General features: G+C 70.4%; 12 protein-coding genes. 2 read left to right on the forward strand and 10 right to left on the reverse strand.

Annotated features, from left to right (window positions below; translation table 11 throughout):
• Nucleotides 1-77 precede the first annotated feature (77 nt).
• From rpmA to SD37_RS31160, 3 genes are all read right to left on the reverse strand, one after another.
• Complete coding sequence (rpmA, locus tag SD37_RS31150) at nucleotides 78-335, reverse strand: 50S ribosomal protein L27 (protein WP_003067129.1); 258 nt, start codon at nucleotides 333-335, stop codon at nucleotides 78-80.
• 38 nt (nucleotides 336-373) lie between these two features.
• Nucleotides 374-688 (reverse strand): 50S ribosomal protein L21, encoded by a 315-nt coding sequence (rplU, locus tag SD37_RS31155; protein ID WP_005158538.1) that lies wholly within the window; start codon nucleotides 686-688, stop codon nucleotides 374-376.
• Between the two features lie 168 nt (nucleotides 689-856).
• Entirely contained in the window at nucleotides 857-3,958 is a 3,102-nt protein-coding gene (locus SD37_RS31160) for a translation initiation factor IF-2 N-terminal domain-containing protein (protein ID WP_044855983.1), read from the reverse strand.
• A gap of 529 nt (nucleotides 3,959-4,487) precedes the next feature.
• Here SD37_RS31160 and SD37_RS31165 point away from each other — a divergent pair.
• Nucleotides 4,488-5,918 carry a S8 family peptidase gene (locus SD37_RS31165; protein ID WP_044855982.1) on the forward strand — a complete coding sequence of 477 codons (1,431 nt, stop codon included), beginning with the start codon at nucleotides 4,488-4,490 and terminating at the stop codon, nucleotides 5,916-5,918.
• A 42-nt stretch (nucleotides 5,919-5,960) separates the two neighbouring features.
• On the opposite strand, the gene SD37_RS31170 is transcribed toward SD37_RS31165, so the two are convergent.
• Genes SD37_RS31170 through SD37_RS31180 form a run of 3 tightly spaced genes read right to left on the reverse strand, consistent with a single transcriptional unit; the run spans nucleotide 5,961 to nucleotide 8,519 of the window.
• Entirely contained in the window at nucleotides 5,961-6,788 is an 828-nt protein-coding gene (locus tag SD37_RS31170; RefSeq protein ID WP_044855981.1) for an ABC transporter permease, read from the reverse strand.
• Nucleotide 6,789: 1 nt separating this feature from the next.
• Nucleotides 6,790-7,605 (reverse strand): ABC transporter permease, encoded by an 816-nt coding sequence (locus SD37_RS31175; protein WP_044855980.1) that lies wholly within the window; start codon nucleotides 7,603-7,605, stop codon nucleotides 6,790-6,792.
• On the reverse strand, nucleotides 7,605-8,519 hold the full coding sequence (locus SD37_RS31180; RefSeq protein ID WP_044856053.1) for an ABC transporter ATP-binding protein: 915 nt from the start codon (nucleotides 8,517-8,519) through the stop codon (nucleotides 7,605-7,607). Before SD37_RS31180 ends, SD37_RS31175 begins: the two co-directional genes overlap by 1 nt.
• A gap of 118 nt (nucleotides 8,520-8,637) precedes the next feature.
• On the opposite strand from SD37_RS31180, the gene SD37_RS31185 reads away from it, so the two are divergent.
• The gene (locus SD37_RS31185; RefSeq protein WP_052675148.1) at nucleotides 8,638-9,669 is read left to right on the forward strand and encodes a M14 family zinc carboxypeptidase; all 1,032 of its coding nucleotides are present in this window, start codon (nucleotides 8,638-8,640) and stop codon (nucleotides 9,667-9,669) included.
• 324 nt (nucleotides 9,670-9,993) lie between these two features.
• Here SD37_RS31185 and SD37_RS31190 read toward each other — a convergent pair whose 3' ends face one another.
• The 4 genes from SD37_RS31190 to SD37_RS31205 all read right to left on the reverse strand — a co-directional run bounded on the left by SD37_RS31190 (nucleotide 9,994) and on the right by SD37_RS31205 (nucleotide 16,290).
• Complete coding sequence (locus SD37_RS31190; protein ID WP_044855979.1) at nucleotides 9,994-13,338, reverse strand: phosphodiester glycosidase family protein; 3,345 nt, start codon at nucleotides 13,336-13,338, stop codon at nucleotides 9,994-9,996.
• A 128-nt stretch (nucleotides 13,339-13,466) separates the two neighbouring features.
• On the reverse strand, nucleotides 13,467-14,207 hold the full coding sequence (locus SD37_RS31195; RefSeq protein ID WP_044855978.1) for a maleylpyruvate isomerase family mycothiol-dependent enzyme: 741 nt from the start codon (nucleotides 14,205-14,207) through the stop codon (nucleotides 13,467-13,469).
• A 54-nt stretch (nucleotides 14,208-14,261) separates the two neighbouring features.
• Nucleotides 14,262-14,672 (reverse strand): nucleoside-diphosphate kinase, encoded by a 411-nt coding sequence (ndk, locus tag SD37_RS31200; RefSeq protein ID WP_037310703.1) that lies wholly within the window; start codon nucleotides 14,670-14,672, stop codon nucleotides 14,262-14,264.
• Between the two features lie 58 nt (nucleotides 14,673-14,730).
• Nucleotides 14,731-16,290 carry an alkaline phosphatase D family protein gene (locus tag SD37_RS31205; RefSeq protein WP_044855977.1) on the reverse strand — a complete coding sequence of 520 codons (1,560 nt, stop codon included), beginning with the start codon at nucleotides 16,288-16,290 and terminating at the stop codon, nucleotides 14,731-14,733.
• Nucleotides 16,291-16,350 lie beyond the last annotated feature (60 nt).

Below are 16,350 nucleotides of genomic sequence, written 5' to 3' on the forward strand. Positions count from 1 at the left end.
TATACAAAACAAACGAGGGGTGGGCCCGGATATTCCGGCCCCACCCCTCGTCAGAGGTTCTTGCTCGAAGCCGAAACTCAGGCTTCGGACGGCACGATGTTGACCGTCTTGCGGCCACGCTTCTCGCCGAACTGGACCGCACCGGCGGCCAGCGCGAACAGCGTGTCGTCGCCGCCACGGCCGACGTTCACGCCGGGGTGGAACTTGGTGCCACGCTGGCGGATCAAGATCTCGCCGGCGTTGACCTCCTGGCCGCCGTAACGCTTGACGCCCAGCCGCTGCGCGTTCGAATCGCGACCGTTGCGGGAGCTGGACGCACCCTTCTTGTGAGCCATGGCTCAATCCTCTTTCTGACGAAGATCCGGAGAAAGTCCTACTTGGAGATGCCGGTGACCTCGACGCGGGTCAGCTTCTGCCGGTGACCCTGGCGCTTGTGGTAGCCGGTCTTGTTCTTGAACTTGTGGATCCGGATCTTCGGACCCTTGGTCTGCTCGACGACCTTGCCGGTGACCGAGACCTTCGCCAGAGCGTCGGCGTCCGTGGTGACGTCGCCACCGTCCACAAAAAGGACTGCGGGGAAGGTGTGCTCGGTACCCGGCTCGCCTTCGAGCTTCTCGACCTCGACGACGTCGCCGACGGCCACCTTGTACTGCTTGCCGCCAGTCTTGACGATCGCGTACGCCGACACGGAAGTCTCCTGCTTACTCGACAACGGGTGGGGGCTTGCGTAACCGGCCCGCCGGATCTCTCTCGGCGGTCCAAGGTCTGCGCAAGGTGCCCGCTCTAGGTGCGGGCCGTTCTACAGGTTACGGGGGCCTCCCCGGTGCGATCACACCGGGGTGCCCCTAGGTGTTCGCTAGCTCTGTTCCGACGCCTTGACCGGGGGACCCGCGGGCCGCGAGGCCGCCCGTCGCGGACGACGGCGGGTGGTGGAGCGGCCGGCCGGGGCCGGGACGTCCACCTCGGGTCCGGTCTCCTCCCGGGACACCGGAACCTCGGGAGCCTCGGGCTCCGGGCCCGATTCCCCGACGACGGCGATCTCTTCCTCGCGCACAGCCGGGGCCTCGTCGTCCGAGGTCGTCACCGGTTCACCGGCGAGTTCGGTCGCGGGTGCCTCGGCGACCGGCTCGGAAACCGGCTCAGCAGCAGCCTCGGCCGCCTGCTCGACGGTCGCCTCGGAAACGGCGTCCGAAGGCTCCTTCACCGGCTCAGCGGCCGACTCGGCGGCCTGCGGCGCGTGCCCGTTGAGCGCGGCACCCTCGACGTTCTCGGTGACCTCGTGAGCGTGCTCACCCTTGGCCGCCTTCGCGGCGTTGGCGACGGCCTGGACCGCCGAAACGACCGACTCGCGCTGTGCAGGGGCCTGCGGAGCCTCGGCCTTGGCAGCCGCGGGCTCGTTCTGGCCCTGGTCTTCGCCCTTGCCACGGCCACGGGACCGGCGGGAGCCCTGCTCCTTGCCGCCCCCGCTACCGCCACTGCCACCGCCGTGGCTGTGGCCGTTGCCGCCACCGGCGGTGCGCTGCGGCTCGGTCGAGACGACCACGCCGCGGCCCTTGCAGTGCTCACACGGCGTCGAGAAGGCTTCGAGCAGCCCGGTGCCGATCTTCTTGCGGGTCATCTGCACCAGGCCGAGCGAGGTGACCTCGGCGACCTGGTGACGGGTGCGGTCGCGGCCGAGGCATTCGGTCAGACGGCGCAGCACCAGCTCACGGTTGGATTCGAGCACCATGTCGATGAAGTCGATGACGATGATGCCGCCGATGTCCCGGAGCCGGAGCTGGCGGACGATCTCCTCCGCCGACTCCAAGTTGTTCCTGGTCACCGTCTCTTCGAGGTTTCCACCCGATCCGGTGAACTTGCCGGTGTTGACGTCGATGACCGTCATCGCTTCGGTCCGGTCGATGACCAGGTAGCCGCCCGAGGGCAGCCAGACCTTGCGATCCAGCGCCTTGGTGATCTGCTCGTCGATCCGGTGGTCGGCGAAGGCCGAACCGGTTCCCGTGTACCGCTTGACGCGGTCGGCCAGGTCCGGCGCCACGTGCTGGACGTAGTCGTAGATGGTGTCCCAGGCCTTGTCGCCCTGGATCTCCAGCTTGGCGAAGTCCTCGGTGAACAGGTCGCGCACGACCTTGACCAGCAGGTCCGGCTCTTCGTAGAGCATGACCGGCGCGCTGTTCTTCTTGCCGCCGTTGCCCGCTTCGGCCTTCTCCTTGATGACGTCCCACTGCGCCTTGAGGCGGCGGACGTCGCGGTCCAGCTCCTCCTCGCTGATGCCCTCGGACGCGGTGCGGATGATCACACCGGCGTCTTCCGGGACGATGCGCTTGAGGATGTCCTTCAGGCGGCGGCGCTCGTTCTCCGGGAGCTTCCGGGAGATCCCGGTGGCGCCACCCGCGGGCACGTACACCAGGAACCGGCCCGGCAGCGAGATCTGCGTGGTCAGCCGGGCGCCCTTGTGCCCGACCGGGTCCTTGGTGACCTGGACCAGCACGGAGTCACCGGTGGAGAGCGCCTGCTCGATCTTGCGGGCCTTGCCCTCGAGACCGGCGGCGTCCCAGTCGACCTCACCGGCGTAGAGCACGGCGTTGCGGCCGCGGCCGATGTCGATGAAGGCGGCCTCCATCGACGGCAGCACGTTCTGCACGCGGCCGAGGTAGACGTTGCCGACGATCGAGCCGGTGCCCGACGACGTCACGAAGTGCTCGCACAGGACGCCGTCCTCGAGCACGCCGATCTGGGTGGAGTCGCCCTTCTCGGCGACGACCATGGTGCGCTCGACCGACTCGCGGCGGGCGAGGAACTCGGCCTCGGACAGGATCGGCGCGCGACGGCGGCCGGCCTCCCGGCCGTCCCGGCGACGCTGGCGCTTGGCCTCGAGCCGGGTCGAACCACGCACGCTGCGGACCTCGTCCCTGGCGGGACGCTCGGTCTCGGCGGCCTTGGCCTGGCGCACGTGGACGACCGTGTTGGGCGGGTCGTCGGTGGTGGCCTCGGCGGTGTCGTCGCCGTCCCCGCCCTTGCGACGGCGGCGGCGACGGCGGCGCTTGCTGCCGTTGTCTGAATCGCCGTCATTGTCCGAATCGGCCTCCGCTGAATAACCCGTAGCGGCCGCCTCTTCGGCGTTCTCGGACTCGGCCTCTTCGGCTTCGGTGTCCTTGGCGTCCTTCTCGGACTTGTCGTTCCGGTCCTTCCCGCGCGGCTGACGGCCACGCGGGGGCTCGGGCTGCTCGTCGTCGTTCTCGGACTCGGCCGAGTTCTCGTCGCCGCCCTTGCCCCGGCCACGCCCGCGACGTCCCCGACGGCGGCGGCGACGGCCGTTGGCGTCATCACCGTCGTCGTCGGCGCCGTCCTGGCGATCGGCCTGCTCGGTCTGCGTCTCGTCCTCGTCGGCCTCGTGCTCGTCGGCGGGCGTGAAGGCGGGCTCCGGCCTGCGGACAGGCTTCGCGGCGACCGGCTCCGGCGGCAGGAACACCGGCGAAGGGGCGGCGAAGACCGGGACGTGCACGGCGGCCTTCGACCGCCGGGTCGTGGTCTGCGGCGGCTCCGGGGTCACCGGGGCGGCCAGCGCGGGCGGGACACGCCGCGAAGGCGCCTCCGCCTGCGGAGCGGGCTCCGGCTCGACCTGGGGCTTCTCCTCGGCCTTGACCTCGGGCTGGGGAGCCGCGGGAGTCTCGGTGACGGGAGCTTCGGCGGCCGGGGCCGCTTCGGCTGCCTCGGGCTCGTCTCCGCCGGTGAGGGCTTCGGCGAGCTTGATGGCCACATCGCGGGTGACGCTGGACTGCGCGCTGCGGACGGTCTCGCCGAGCTCACCGAGCTTGGCCATCAGTTCACGGCTGTTGGATCCCAAGAGCTTCGCCAGGGCGTGCACCCGGATCCGGGGAGGCAGTTCGGCCAGCTGGCCTGCGATGGGTGTGGCGGTATTCCCGCCGGTGACGGCGGGTGTGTCCGCGTTCGACATATATCTCCTCCGCCCCCGGGCGCGTCGGCTGGCTCACACCGGCTCGACGCGGCCGCGCAGGGGCCCCTTTCTGTTCGTTCCGCCGTGGTGGTCACCAGCAGCGGGAATCCTTGCCCGGCACCGCGACGGCGCCGGGTTGACCGGGCGCCGTATACGGCTGAAGGTCTGCTCGGCGGAGCGCTGGCCACGTTCGCGACATCGGGCCGCCCGCCACGTCGTCGAGCCGCCTGGGAAGGCGGCGACGCGTGTGGAGGATGTGCAGCACACCACCGGGCCACAAGACCGCGGGCGCCACCTCTCACGTGTGCCCGTCGGCCAGCGGCCACCGCGAGTATCCCACACACCGGCCCCACTCCGGTGTACTCGGTGCCACAGGCCTGACTCCCGGGCGCGCCGCGACCACCGGCCGGGCGAACTTCACAGGAGAGCTTGTCGACCCGGCCGCGGGTGGCTAGCGTGCCGCTCGGGGATGGCGAAGCCCAGGCCGAGGCGTCCCCGGTAGTCCCCTTGTTCTCCGCTGGGAGGTCCGGTGTCCCTGCTGGGGCGGTCCCTGCGAGCGGCCGTATGCGCCTTGGTGGTGCTCTGCGGTTCGGTCGCCGCCGTCGCGACGGCCGAAGCGGAGTCATCGTGCCATCCCGCCGGCCGGACGCTGCGGTACGTCGTCGCCTTCGACCGGGGTACCTCCGAAGCCGAGGCCAGGGCGGCCATCACCGCCGGTTGCGGCAGCGCGACCGTGTACTACCCGCAGATCGCCGTGGCCGTCGCGACCTCGGCCGACCGGGACTTCGCCGAGCTGGTCAAGCCGGCCGCAGCGTTCAGCGCGCAGGCGGAACGCCTCGCGGTGCAGCGGGCCACCGGCACGCCGCCGGCCAAACCGGCGCCCGCGCGCGCCGAACTCGAACCGACCGATCCGGCGAAGGTGCCCACGGCCGACCGGACCGCCGAGCAGTGGGACATGCGCGCGATCGGCGCCGACAAGGCCCGCACGATCGAACGGGGCCGCCCGGACGTCGTCGTCGGCGTCCTCGACTCCGGCGTCGACGCCACCCACCCCGAGCTGACGGCCGCCCTCGACCCGGACAGGTCCGCGGGCTGCCTGACCGGCGCGCCCGACCGGAACTGGGCCGCGACCACGTCGGCGCACGGCACCCACGTCGCGGGCATCATCGCCGCGGCCGACGACGGCAAGGGCGTCACCGGCGTGGCGCCCGGCGTGCGGATCGCCTCGGTGAAGGTGATCGACGACCGCGGGTACGCCGACCCCGAGGCCGCCGTCTGCGGGCTGATGTGGGCAGCGTCACAGCGCATGACCGTGACGAACAGCAGCTACTTCGTCGATCCGTGGTCGCTCTCGTGCGCCCACGCCGACGCGCGGGGCGTGGTGAACGAGGTCATGGCGCGCGCCGTCGAATACGCGACCTCGGTGGGCACGCTCACCGTCGCGGCGGCGACCAACGAGGCCGTCGGGCTGGTGCCGTCGCCGCACTCGGGGTCCGGCACCCAGGCCGAAGGCTGCCAGGCGCTGCCCGCCGGCCTGCCGGACGTCGTCGCGGTCTCGTCCGTGAGCGCGGACCGGGTCAAGGCCGGCTACAGCTCGTACGGGCTGGGCGTGATCGACGTGGCCGCCCCCGGCGGCGAGGCCGGGCGATGCGTGCTTTCGACCGTTCCAGGCGGGTACGCGCCGCTCTGCGGGACGTCGATGGCGGCGCCGCACGTCGCCGGTGTCGCGGCGCTGCTCGCTTCAGAGCACCCCGGTTACGGCGCCCGCCAGCTGAAGCGGACGCTGGACGCGCAGGCGACGCCGATCGCCTGCCCCGCCGACTACGACCTGACCGGTGACGGCTCGCAGGACGCGTACTGCACCGGGTACGCCGGGTTCAACGGCTTCTACGGGCACGGGATGGTCGACGCGCTGGCCGCCGTCGCGCCGCGGGTGAGCGGTCCGAACCCGGCGCGTTGAGGTCCGGCGCCCCGCATTTAGTCCTCTGAACGCGTGTCGCGGTCAGCGCAGCAGCAGCTTCCCGAACCTTTTCGAGGAGGCGTAGATCCCGACCGCCGCAAGCGCCAGCAGATACGCCACGTTCCCGAGCATCCCCCACGACAGCACCCCGACCGAGAGCCCGCGCATCAGCTCGATCCCGTGGTACAGCGGGAAAATCCGCACGATCCACTGGATCGCCTCCGGGTACACCGAAAGCGGGTAGAACGTGGTGGAGAACAGGAACAGTGGCATCAGCACGAGGTTGATGTAGTCGAACTGCGAAACCGAGCGCAGGAAGGTCACCAGCACGATGCCGATGGCCGAGAACGCCATCGCGATCAGCAGCGCCGCCGGGATCATCAGCACGGCCCACCAGGAGCCGGCCAGCCCCATCGCGGTCATCACGCCGAGGAAGGTCACCGAGTAGATCCCGCCGCGCAGCACCGACCAGCCGACCTCGCCGAGCGCGATGTCCAGCGGGCCGATCGGGGTGGCGAGCATGGCGTCGTACAGCTTCGCGTACTTCAGCTTGAAGAACAGGTTGTACGTCGAGTCCAGGATGGCGCCGTTCATCGCCGATGCCGCCAGCAGGCCGGGCGCGACGAAGGCGACGTAACTCATCACCTGGCCGCCGGGACCGACGACCTCGCCGACGAGTTTGCCGAAGCCGAGCTGGAAGGCCATCAGGTAGAACAGCGGCTCGAAGGCCCCGGACACGAACAGCATCCAGACGTGCGAGTAGGTCAGGAACGTGCGTTCCATGACCGCCTTCGACCGGCCGCTGTACATCGACGGCGGCAGGACGCGCAGCAGCACCCCGCGCGGCGGGGCCTCGGTGAGAACAGCCACTTCAGACCACCAGCCGTCGGTAGAAGTACTTGTGCGCCAGCGCCCAGCCCACCCCGGCCAGCACGATCAGGAAGGCGAGGTGCCCCAGCGTGGCGAGCGGGCCGACGGTGCCGAGGCTGACCGCCCTGGCGGCCTCGTTGCCGTGCCACAGCGGGGAAAGCCAGGCGATCCACATCAGCGGGGCCGGCAGTTCGGAGATCGGGAAGAACGTGCCGGAGAACAACGTCATCGGGATCAGGATGAACCGGAACACCAGGCCGAACCGCGCGCCCTCGTCGTAGGTGGTCGCGGCGAGCGCCATCACCGGGGTGCCGCAGGCGATACCGGTGAGCGTCCCGATCAGGATGACCGCGAGTACGCCGAAGCCGGTCCACGCGCCGAACAGCGCGGCGATGACGGCGTAGATCGTTCCGGCCAGGGTCAGCCGGATCCCGACCCAGATGATCTGGCTGCCGAGCACCTGTCCCGGCGTGATCGGCGACGCGGTCACGGCCACGTAGCTCTGCTGCCATTTGAACCCGGACAGCACCGGATAGCTGGATTCCCCCACCGCCAGCTGCGCGGCACCGGCGACGAGCAGCGCGGGCGCGACGTACTCGAGGTACGGGAACCCGCCCGTCGCGGCGCCCGCCCGCACCTGTGAGCCGAAACCGAGGCCCATCGCGGCCAGGAACAGCACCGGTTGCAGACCCGTCGAGTACAACGTGGACAGCCAGTACCGGCGGTACCACATCCAGTACGCCTCGACCCGCAGCCAGGCGCCGAGCCAGGCAGGCACCACCCGGCCCGTCGAGGTCTTCGTCTCCGCCGTGGTCATCAGTCCACCAGCGTCCGGCCGGTGAGGCGGAGGAAGACGTCCTCCAGCGAGCTGCGGCGGACCAGGCTCGACAGCGGCCGCAGCCCGCGCGCGTGCGCCTGTTCGAGGGTGGCCTCGCCCGTCATCGTGTAGAGCAGGACGCGGTCCGGGAGCACTTCGACGCGTTCGGCGAGGCCTTCGATCCGCTTCGCGGCCGTCTCCTGTTCGCCGTTCGGGAACCGCAGTTCGACGACCTCACGGGTGGAGTACCGGCTGATCAGGTCCGCGGGCGAGCCTTCGGCGGCGATGCGGCCGTTGTCCATCACGACGAGCCTGTCGCAGAGCTGCTCCGCCTCGTCCATGTAGTGCGTGGTGATGATCAGCGTGGTCCCGCCCGCCTTGAGCCGGAACAGCCTGTCCCACAACAGATGCCGGGCCTGCGGGTCCAGCCCCGTGGTCGGCTCGTCGAGCAGGAGCAGTTCCGGATCGTTGACCAGGGACCGCGCGATGGTCAGCCGCCGCTTCATCCCGCCGGAGAGCGAATCGACCTCCGCGTCCGCCCGGTCGGTGAGCTGGGCGAACTCCATCAGCTCCTCGGCCTTGCTCCGCACGTGCGCGCGGGACAGGCCGAAGTAGCGGCCGTAGATCTGCAGGTTCTGGCGGACGGTGAGCTCGGTGTCCAGGTTGTCCTGCTGCGGCACCACGCCGAGGCGGGCGCGGATCTTCGGCCCTTCGAGATCCGGGTCCATACCGAGGACCCGCAGGTCACCGTCGCTGCGGGGCGAGACGCTGGCGATCATCCGCATGGTGGAGGACTTGCCCGCGCCGTTGGGCCCGAGGAAGCCGAACGCCTCCCCCGGGCGGACATCGACGTCGATCCCGCGTACGGCTTCGAAGTCGCCGAAGCGCTTGACCAACGCCTTCGCCTGCACCATCGCCGGTTCGTGCTCTGAGTCACCCACGATGAAGACCCTAGGACCTGCCACCGACAAAATTCGACCGGTTTACCGGCACCCTTGTTGGACGGTCCCGGCTCGTCGATACTCACCGACCATGAGTCTGAAGCCCAAAATCGCCTTGTTGTCCGTTTTTGTCACCGCCGGGCTCTTGGTGGCTCCCGCCGCCCAAGCAGTCGAGAGCACGACGGCCGGGACCACTGTGGACGGCCGGATCGTCGATCCTCGGCCTTCCACCGCCAAGCTGGCCTTCGAACTGCACAAACTGGCGCTGCTCAGCCACGGCAAGATCCGGGTGAGCGAGATCGGCCGCAGCAACCAGGGCCGTCCGGTGTGGGCGGCCAGGGTCGGCCACGGCAAGACGCGGATCCAGTACGTCACCCAGCAGCACGGCGACGAGCCGCTCGGCACGCCCGCCGCGCTCGAGTTCCTGCGCAAGGTCGGCGTCGGGCACAGCGCGTGGGCTCAGAAGCTGCTCGCGAAGGTGACCGTGGACATCGTCGTGCGCGCCAACCCCGACGGGCACGAGCACGACTGGCGCTACAACTACGACCCGAAGGCCACTCCCGAGTACGGCGAAAAAGGCAAGGGTTACGACATCAACCGCTACCACGACCCGGCCGTCGCGCCGAAGGACAATCCGGCCACCGAGGCAGGGCTGATCCAGCGGCGGAACGCGTCGTTCAAGCCGGACATCATGGTCGACTACCACATGCAGGGCCGGTACCTGGACGCCAACGGCAAGGAGATCACCGCTTCGACGATGTGGCCGACACATCCCGGCGTGAAACCGTCCGATGTGGACTTCGCGAAGCAGATCGCGGTCGTGGTGCAGCGGTCGATCGACGGCAACGGCGGCTACGTTTCGCAGTATCCGGGCGGTGACTATCAGGGCATCGCGCGTAACGGGTACGGGCTGCTCGGCAACGGGAGCGTGCTGATCGAGCTGAGCCTCATCCCGGAGCGTGAGCAGCAGCAGATCCAGGACGCGCTGGCGTCGATGCTCGCGATCGCGCAGGCCGCGGCCGACGGTTCGGTGCGGACGGTGGACCCGGCCGGCGCCGAGGCGATCCCGCCGCGGGGACCGGCGCTGCCGGGCACGGTCGAAGAAGGGGACGAAGCCGCCTGACGGGTGCAATGAAAGGTCCTTTCCTTGCGAAATTTGCAAGGAAAGGACCTTTCATGGCGTTCGCGATGAGGACACTCGCGAGTAGTCGACTGCTTGCGGGTAAGGCCTGGTCGCGGCACTCAGGAACCGCGGCACGCGCTCGAGCGTGGAGGATTCGGGACGTTGAACGTCCCGAATCCTCCACGCTCGCCGATGCCACACCATCGGTCAGAGCCACCACCCCAGTCACCAGCCCCGAAAGCTCCTGGTCGTGAGTGTTGAGTGTCGTTAGAACGACACTCAACACTCACGACCCGCGGAAACCCAGGACGAAGCCGCCTGGCGCTAGCGGACGGTGACCGAAAGGCTCCGCGTGACCCCGTTGACGGTGACCGAAAGACGCGCGACCCCCGGCCGCAACGCGGTCAGCACACCGGTCCCCGGGTCGAAGGACGCGACGTCCCACGGCATCGCGGGCCGGAACCCGTCGGCGACGTGCGTGCCCCACCCGCCCGTCCAGTCCGCGCTGACCGGGTACGACACCGGCACCTGACGCGCTCCCTGTGTCACCGTGGCCCGGACGTCCGCCTTCTCCCCGCGTGCCAGCGTCGAAGGCCCGGACAGAGTGAGCGCGTCGACGTTCGGCCGCGTCTCGAAGCGCACCGGCTGCGCCTTGTCCCCCGGTTCGAACCGGACCATCGTCCAGCCGACGAACCCGCCGTCGCCGGGCGCCGCCGCGGGCGACTTCCCGGAGTTGCCGTTCACCAGGTACGGCACGCCGTCCACCCGCGACAGGCTGAACACGCCCGCGTGCGAAGCGATGGCGGCCGTCTGCTTCCCCGACTCGCGTTCGAACGCGGTCAGCCAGCCGGTCAGCAGCGCGGCCTCTTTACGGTCGGCCAGTTGCGAATTCCCGGCCGGGCTCGGGTCCTTGACCGGATGGTGCATCGCGACGGCCACGCCGCGGATGCCCCTGTCGGCCTTCGCGCCGTCCAGCGCCTCGCGCAGCATCCGGATCTGGTCGAACCCGCCCGCGCGCAGGGAACCGCGTGAGGAGTCCAGCAGCACCAGGCGGATCCCGGCGACGTCGACGACGCGATGGGTCTGCCCGAACGCCGCCTGGAACTCGGCGAGCCCGTGCCCGCCGTCGGCCTCGTGGTTGCCAGGGACGTAGTACCAGGGCGCCTTGCCGACCAGTTCCTCGTCGATGACCGAGCGCGCCAGCACGAAATCGGCGGCCGTGCCGCGATCGACGAAGTCCCCGTTGATCAGCACGAGGTCCGGTTTCGCCGCCACCGCCTCGCGCAGCGCGCGCCGGGCCTGGGCGACCAGCGGGCCGTCCGGGGCGTCGGCGGTGAACTGCGCGTCGCTGACGACGGCGATCCGCAGGCCGCCGGTCGCGGTGCCGTCGGTGATCAGTGCCGGGTCACGCGGCGCCGGATCGGCCGGGACACTCGCCGCGGGCGCGACCTCGAAGGTGAGGTCGTCGAAGACCAGCCGCCCTTCGTACTGCTGGTCCGGGACGTTCTCGACGGCGTAGAACTTCGTCAGCCGCTGCCCGTCGGGAAGGCCGGCCGGGATCGCCGCCTTGACGTAGCGCCAGCCCGTCCAGTCCACACTCAGCGACAGGTCCACAAGGGACGGAACGTTGGCGGTGTCGCGGAGTTCCGCCCGCAGCCAGGCGCCCTTCGCGTCGCCGTTGACCCACAGGCCGACACGCTGGGTGCCGGGCGGCAGCGCGATCGGCGCCGCCGAGTTGACGTACGCCGCGCGCGTGGCGTTGGTCCCGTTCAGCCGGTAGTCCAGCGCCAGCCCGCGGCCGCCGTCACGGCCTGGTGCCTCGGAAAGCGCGGCGCCCACGACGGCCGGGAAGACACTGGCGCTCCAGCCCGCCGGACCGTCCAAGGAAGCCACCACCCGGGATTCCGTGCCGACCGACGCCGCCAGATGCGTCGACTTCCCGCCCGCGGTGGCCGTGATCGCCGAAGCACCCGAAGCCTTCAGCGCGGTGACCGCGAATCCGTCGCCGGACGGCTCGATCCGCACCACGGCGGGGTCGTAGTCGAGTTTGACGTCGTCGGGCTCGATCCACGTGCCGTAACCGTCGGCGTCGTAGCCGAAGACCTTGAACGTGCTCCGCGCGCCCTCTCCAGACAACGCGACCTGTTCGGTGCTGGTGCCCAGCCGGACGGGCGAACCGAGCACGTTCAGCGTCGTCTTGCCGAGGACTCCGCCGCGCTTCGCGTAGACCTCGACGTTCGCGGGCGCGTCCGGCCGGAGCCGGTCGGCGTGCGCGGTGAAGACGCCATCGGTCACGTTGCCACGCAAAGGATTCGTGCTGAGCCACCGGGCTTCACCGTCGACGGCGGCACCGGTCTCGTCGTGGCCTCCGGCGGCGAGTTTCCGCGTCAGCCCGGAAAGCACCCGCGCCGCGTCGGCGGTGTCCTGCGCGGGACGGGGTGAGAACCCGGTCAGCCGCCCGCTGCCCGGCACCGTGGCGACGCCGATGCCGTTGGGTACCAAGCGTTCCCCGCCGTCCGACGGCGAGTTGCGGATCAGCGGCGCCTGCTCGCCCTCCTCGCGGGCGAGCATCGTCGAGGAGCCGCCGCCGTCGAGGTTGATGCCGTCGTCCGCGCCGAGCGACTTCAGATGGCGGGCGAGTTCCAGTTCCGTCATCCCGCGACTGTCGGCCTGGCGGCCGTCGACCGTGGCCAGCCACATCTTCGTGCCGTCGGCGGAGAACCCGACCGCGGTCCGGGGGTGCATGGCGACGTTGTCGACCGGCTGGACCGCGCCGTCACGCAGCAGGACCTTGTTCCCGCCGATCGAGACGGACAGCTTGCCCGCGTCGCTCTTCGGTGCGTAGGCGACGCCCACCCGGTCGCCGATCTTCAAGCCGGACAACGGGTCCACGCCGCCGTCACGGGCGAGCAGGACCGTCGCGCCTGCCGCGATCGGGCCGTCGGCGGGTTGCGGCCGCACCTGCGTGACGACGCCGCCGGAGACCTCGACCTCGACGACGCGCCGCGCGCCCGCGACCGAGGTCCGCCGCGAAGACGCGCCCCACAGCGGGGTGTAGACGCCGATCGCGTCGCCGCTCAGCACGGGGCTGTTGAAGTTCGACGCGGGCACGACCTTGCCGTCGGGCAGGGTGACCGACGCTTCGAGGAACACCTCCGCGAGCCTCGCCTTGCCCTCTTCGGTGATCGACGCGGTCAGGTTGTGGCCGCGCGCGGGCGCCGTCTGAAGTTTTCCGGCGTCGATGCCGACACCGATCGGCGCGCCGCTGGCGTTGATGTCGAAGAAGTCGCCGTTCACCCCGGCGACCGCGCCCGCCCTGGCGACCTGCTGCGAAAGCGGTGTCCGCGCGGAAACCGTGCCGGGGCTGAGATAAGTCGGTTTCAGCGTCTTGCTGGTGAGGTCGATGGCGAGGGTGTCGCCGCGGATCCAGCCCGCCGGGTCGTACCGGTCGAATTCGGTGAGGCTCAGTCCCGGTGCCACCCGCGACGTCGCGCTGGTGGTGACCAGACCGTCGTCGGGCGCGGCCACGGCGTACGCGGACGGGCCCTCCTTCGCCGAAGAGGCCGCCGGGGCGGCTTCGACGGGTGCCGGACCGAGCGGTGCGGCCAAGGGATCGGCGTGCGCCGGTGCGGCGACGAACAATCCGGGCAGCAGGGCAGCGAGCAGCAATAAGCGTGAATTTCTCACGGAATACCCCACGATCGAGTGAGAGTCGGCTCAGCTCAGCACAGCGGACGCGAGCCGCCAGGAGAAGACCCGGAGGTGAACGTGAACCGAACGGCGTAGGGCGCCGAAGATCAGGGTGTGAACGGCCCGGCGAGGAACGTCTTGGCCGCCGCGGCGTCACCGGTGATTTCGAGGCCCGCACCGTCGAGGCCGACCCGTTGCCACAGCAGCAGATCCAGCCCTTCCGCGGGCCCTTCGACGACGGCTTCCGCGGCTTCGGCGGGATCGGCCCGCCGCGAGCCCGGGACGTCCTCGGCGGGAGGCGTGATCAGCCAGGCGTGTCCGGTGTCGGAGGTCTTCAGCAGCAACGGAACGGTGACCGCGGGCGGGGTGTGCCAGCGCTTGATCTTCGGCAGCATGCCGAGGAGGACCTCGTCCACGCCGTCGGCGGCGAGGGCGGGTTCGAGGGTGTACTCGGTCCCGGCCGCGCGGTGCGCGTCGAGCAGGTGCACCGCGGTCTCGTGGACCTGGCGGCGGAACCAGAAAGACTTGGTCTTGACGGCGGCGGTGAAGTTCCAGGCGCCGTCTTCCGGGGCGGCCTCACGCAAGGCCTCGATCAGGCCGTCCGCGCTTTCGCCGTACCAGGCGGCGAGATCCCCGTCCGGTTCGGCTTCGAAGATCTGCGGGGCGGGTTCACCGGTACGGACGATCCCGGCCGCCCAGCGATGCACGTTGCCGAGGTGGACGACGAGGTCACGCAGCCGCCAGTCGCCGCAGCACGGCACGGGAGCGGTGTGGTCCCCGGTGCGCGCGACCCGCGCGAAACCGGCGGTGAGTTCCCGCAGTCGTGCCAGGTACTCGTCCGGCGTCATCGAAACCCCCAGATCCGTGGGTGGCGCGGTGTTCCCGCGCCACCCACGAGTGTGTCAGACCTCGGGGAACCAGAGCTTGAGCTCGCGCTCGGCCGACTCCGGGGAGTCCGAGCCGTGCACCAGGTTGTACTGGGTCTCCAGGGCGAAGTCGCCGCGCAGGGTGCCCGGGGTGGCCTTCTCGACCGGGTCGGTGCCGCCGGCGAGCTGACGGAAGGCGGCGATGGCGCGCGGGCCCTCGACGGCGATCGCGACCAGCGGGCCCGAGGTGATGAACTCGAGGAGGTCGCCGAAGAACGGGCGTTCCTTGTGCTCGGCGTAGTGCTCCTCGGCGACCGAGCGCTCGACGGTGCGCAGTTCGAGGGCGGCGAGCTTCAGGCCCTTGCGCTCGATGCGCGAGATGACCTCGCCGACGAGGCCGCGCGCGACGCCATCGGGCTTGACGAGGACCAGCGTGCGTTCAGTCACGACGGTATTTCTCCTTGGGTGGGTTTCGTGCTATTCGCCCGGAGCTTATCCGCCCGGATCATCGGCGCTGCGGCTGCAGGGTCTTCGACCACAGCGACGCCCCCGTGGCGTCGCGCAGATCGACCGTGAGCGCACCGCTCGCGCCGTCGATGTTGACCTCTCCGAAGTGCTGGAACCCGTCCGCGGGCGAGGTGTTCGCGGCGGGCGGGGCATGCACGAAGACCGCCTCCGGCCCGAACGTCGGGTCGAGGGTGTTCGGGCCGAACGCGCCGGCGTTGAGCGGGCCGGACACGAACTCCCAGAACGGATCGAAATCGGTGAACGACGCGCGATCCGGCGAGTAGTGGTGCGCCGCGGTGTAGTGCACGTCGGCGGTCAGCCAGACGACGTTGCGCACCCGGCGCCGCGAGATCTCCCTCAGCACCCAGGCGAGTTCGGTCTCCCTCCCGCCGGGAGCGCCGGGCAGGCCGTTCGCGACTCCCTCGATGGCCTTGCCGTCCGGAACGGTGAGACCGATCGGGAGGTCGGCCTGGATGATCTTCCAGGTGGCCGTGCTGCGGTCGAGGGCGTCGACGAGCCAGTGCGCCTGACGGTCGCCGAGGATCCGGCCAGGCTTGGTCTGGTCGGCGGTGTTGGCGTCCTTGTAGGTCCGCATGTCCAGCACGAACACCTCGGCGCGCGAGCCGTGGCGGAAGTTGCGGTACACGCGGCCGTCGACGGCCTGGCGCCGGTCGATCGGGTGCCATTCGTGGAACGCCTGGAACGCGCGGGCGGCGAGCACGTCGACGCGCTTCTCGGTGTACTCGGGACGGTCGTTGAGGATCTCACCCGGGTACCAGTTGTTCACGACTTCGTGATCGTCCCACTGGACGTAGGCGGGCACGTTCGCGGTGAACCGCTTGAGGTTTTCGTCGAGGAGGTTGTAGGCGAACTGGCCGCGGTACTCATCGAGCGTCTCGGCGACCTTCGCCTTCTCCGGCGTGACGATGTTGCGCCACACGCGGCCGCCGGGCAGCGCGACGGTCTCGGTGAGCGGCGCGTCGGCGTACACCGTGTCGCCGCAGTGCAGGAACAGGTCCGGCCGCCGGTCGGCCATCGCGCGGTAGATCGTCATACCGCCGCGTTCGGGATTGATGCCCCAGTTCTGCCCGGCGACGTCACCGGACCACAGCAGCCGGACGTCCGACCGGCCGACCGGGGCGGTGGTGAAGCGGCCGGTGAGGGCCTCGCTGCGAGCACGGCCGTCGAGGTCTTCGGCGGTGACGCGGTAGTGCACCTCGGTCCCCGGCAGGAGGCCGGCGACGCGGACCTTGCCGGTCCCGCCGGTCTCCGGGCTCATCACCGGGCCGCGCACGCGGCGCGCGTGCCGGAACGACGGATCCCTGGAGACCTCCACGATCAGCCGTGAAGGCCGGTCGGCACGCGACCAGACGATGCCGGAACCGGTGGTGACGTCGCCGGACTGGACACCGTGGGTGAGCACCGGCCGGTCGCGGCGGAGCAACGGGACGGGATCCGCGGTCGCGATTCCGGGGACGAGCAGGCCGCCCGCGACGGCTCCGGCGCCGGTGAGACCGGCTTTGAGCAGTGTGCGGCGGTTGTGGTGGGAAGCGGTCATGGCGCGGTTCTATCCCGCGGCCACGGCCGGTGGGCCAACGGCGGTTGACCTGGCGATGAA

It is taken from the genome of Amycolatopsis orientalis (assembly GCF_000943515.2).
In the GTDB taxonomy this organism is placed as follows: Bacteria; Actinomycetota; Actinomycetes; order Mycobacteriales; family Pseudonocardiaceae; genus Amycolatopsis; species Amycolatopsis orientalis.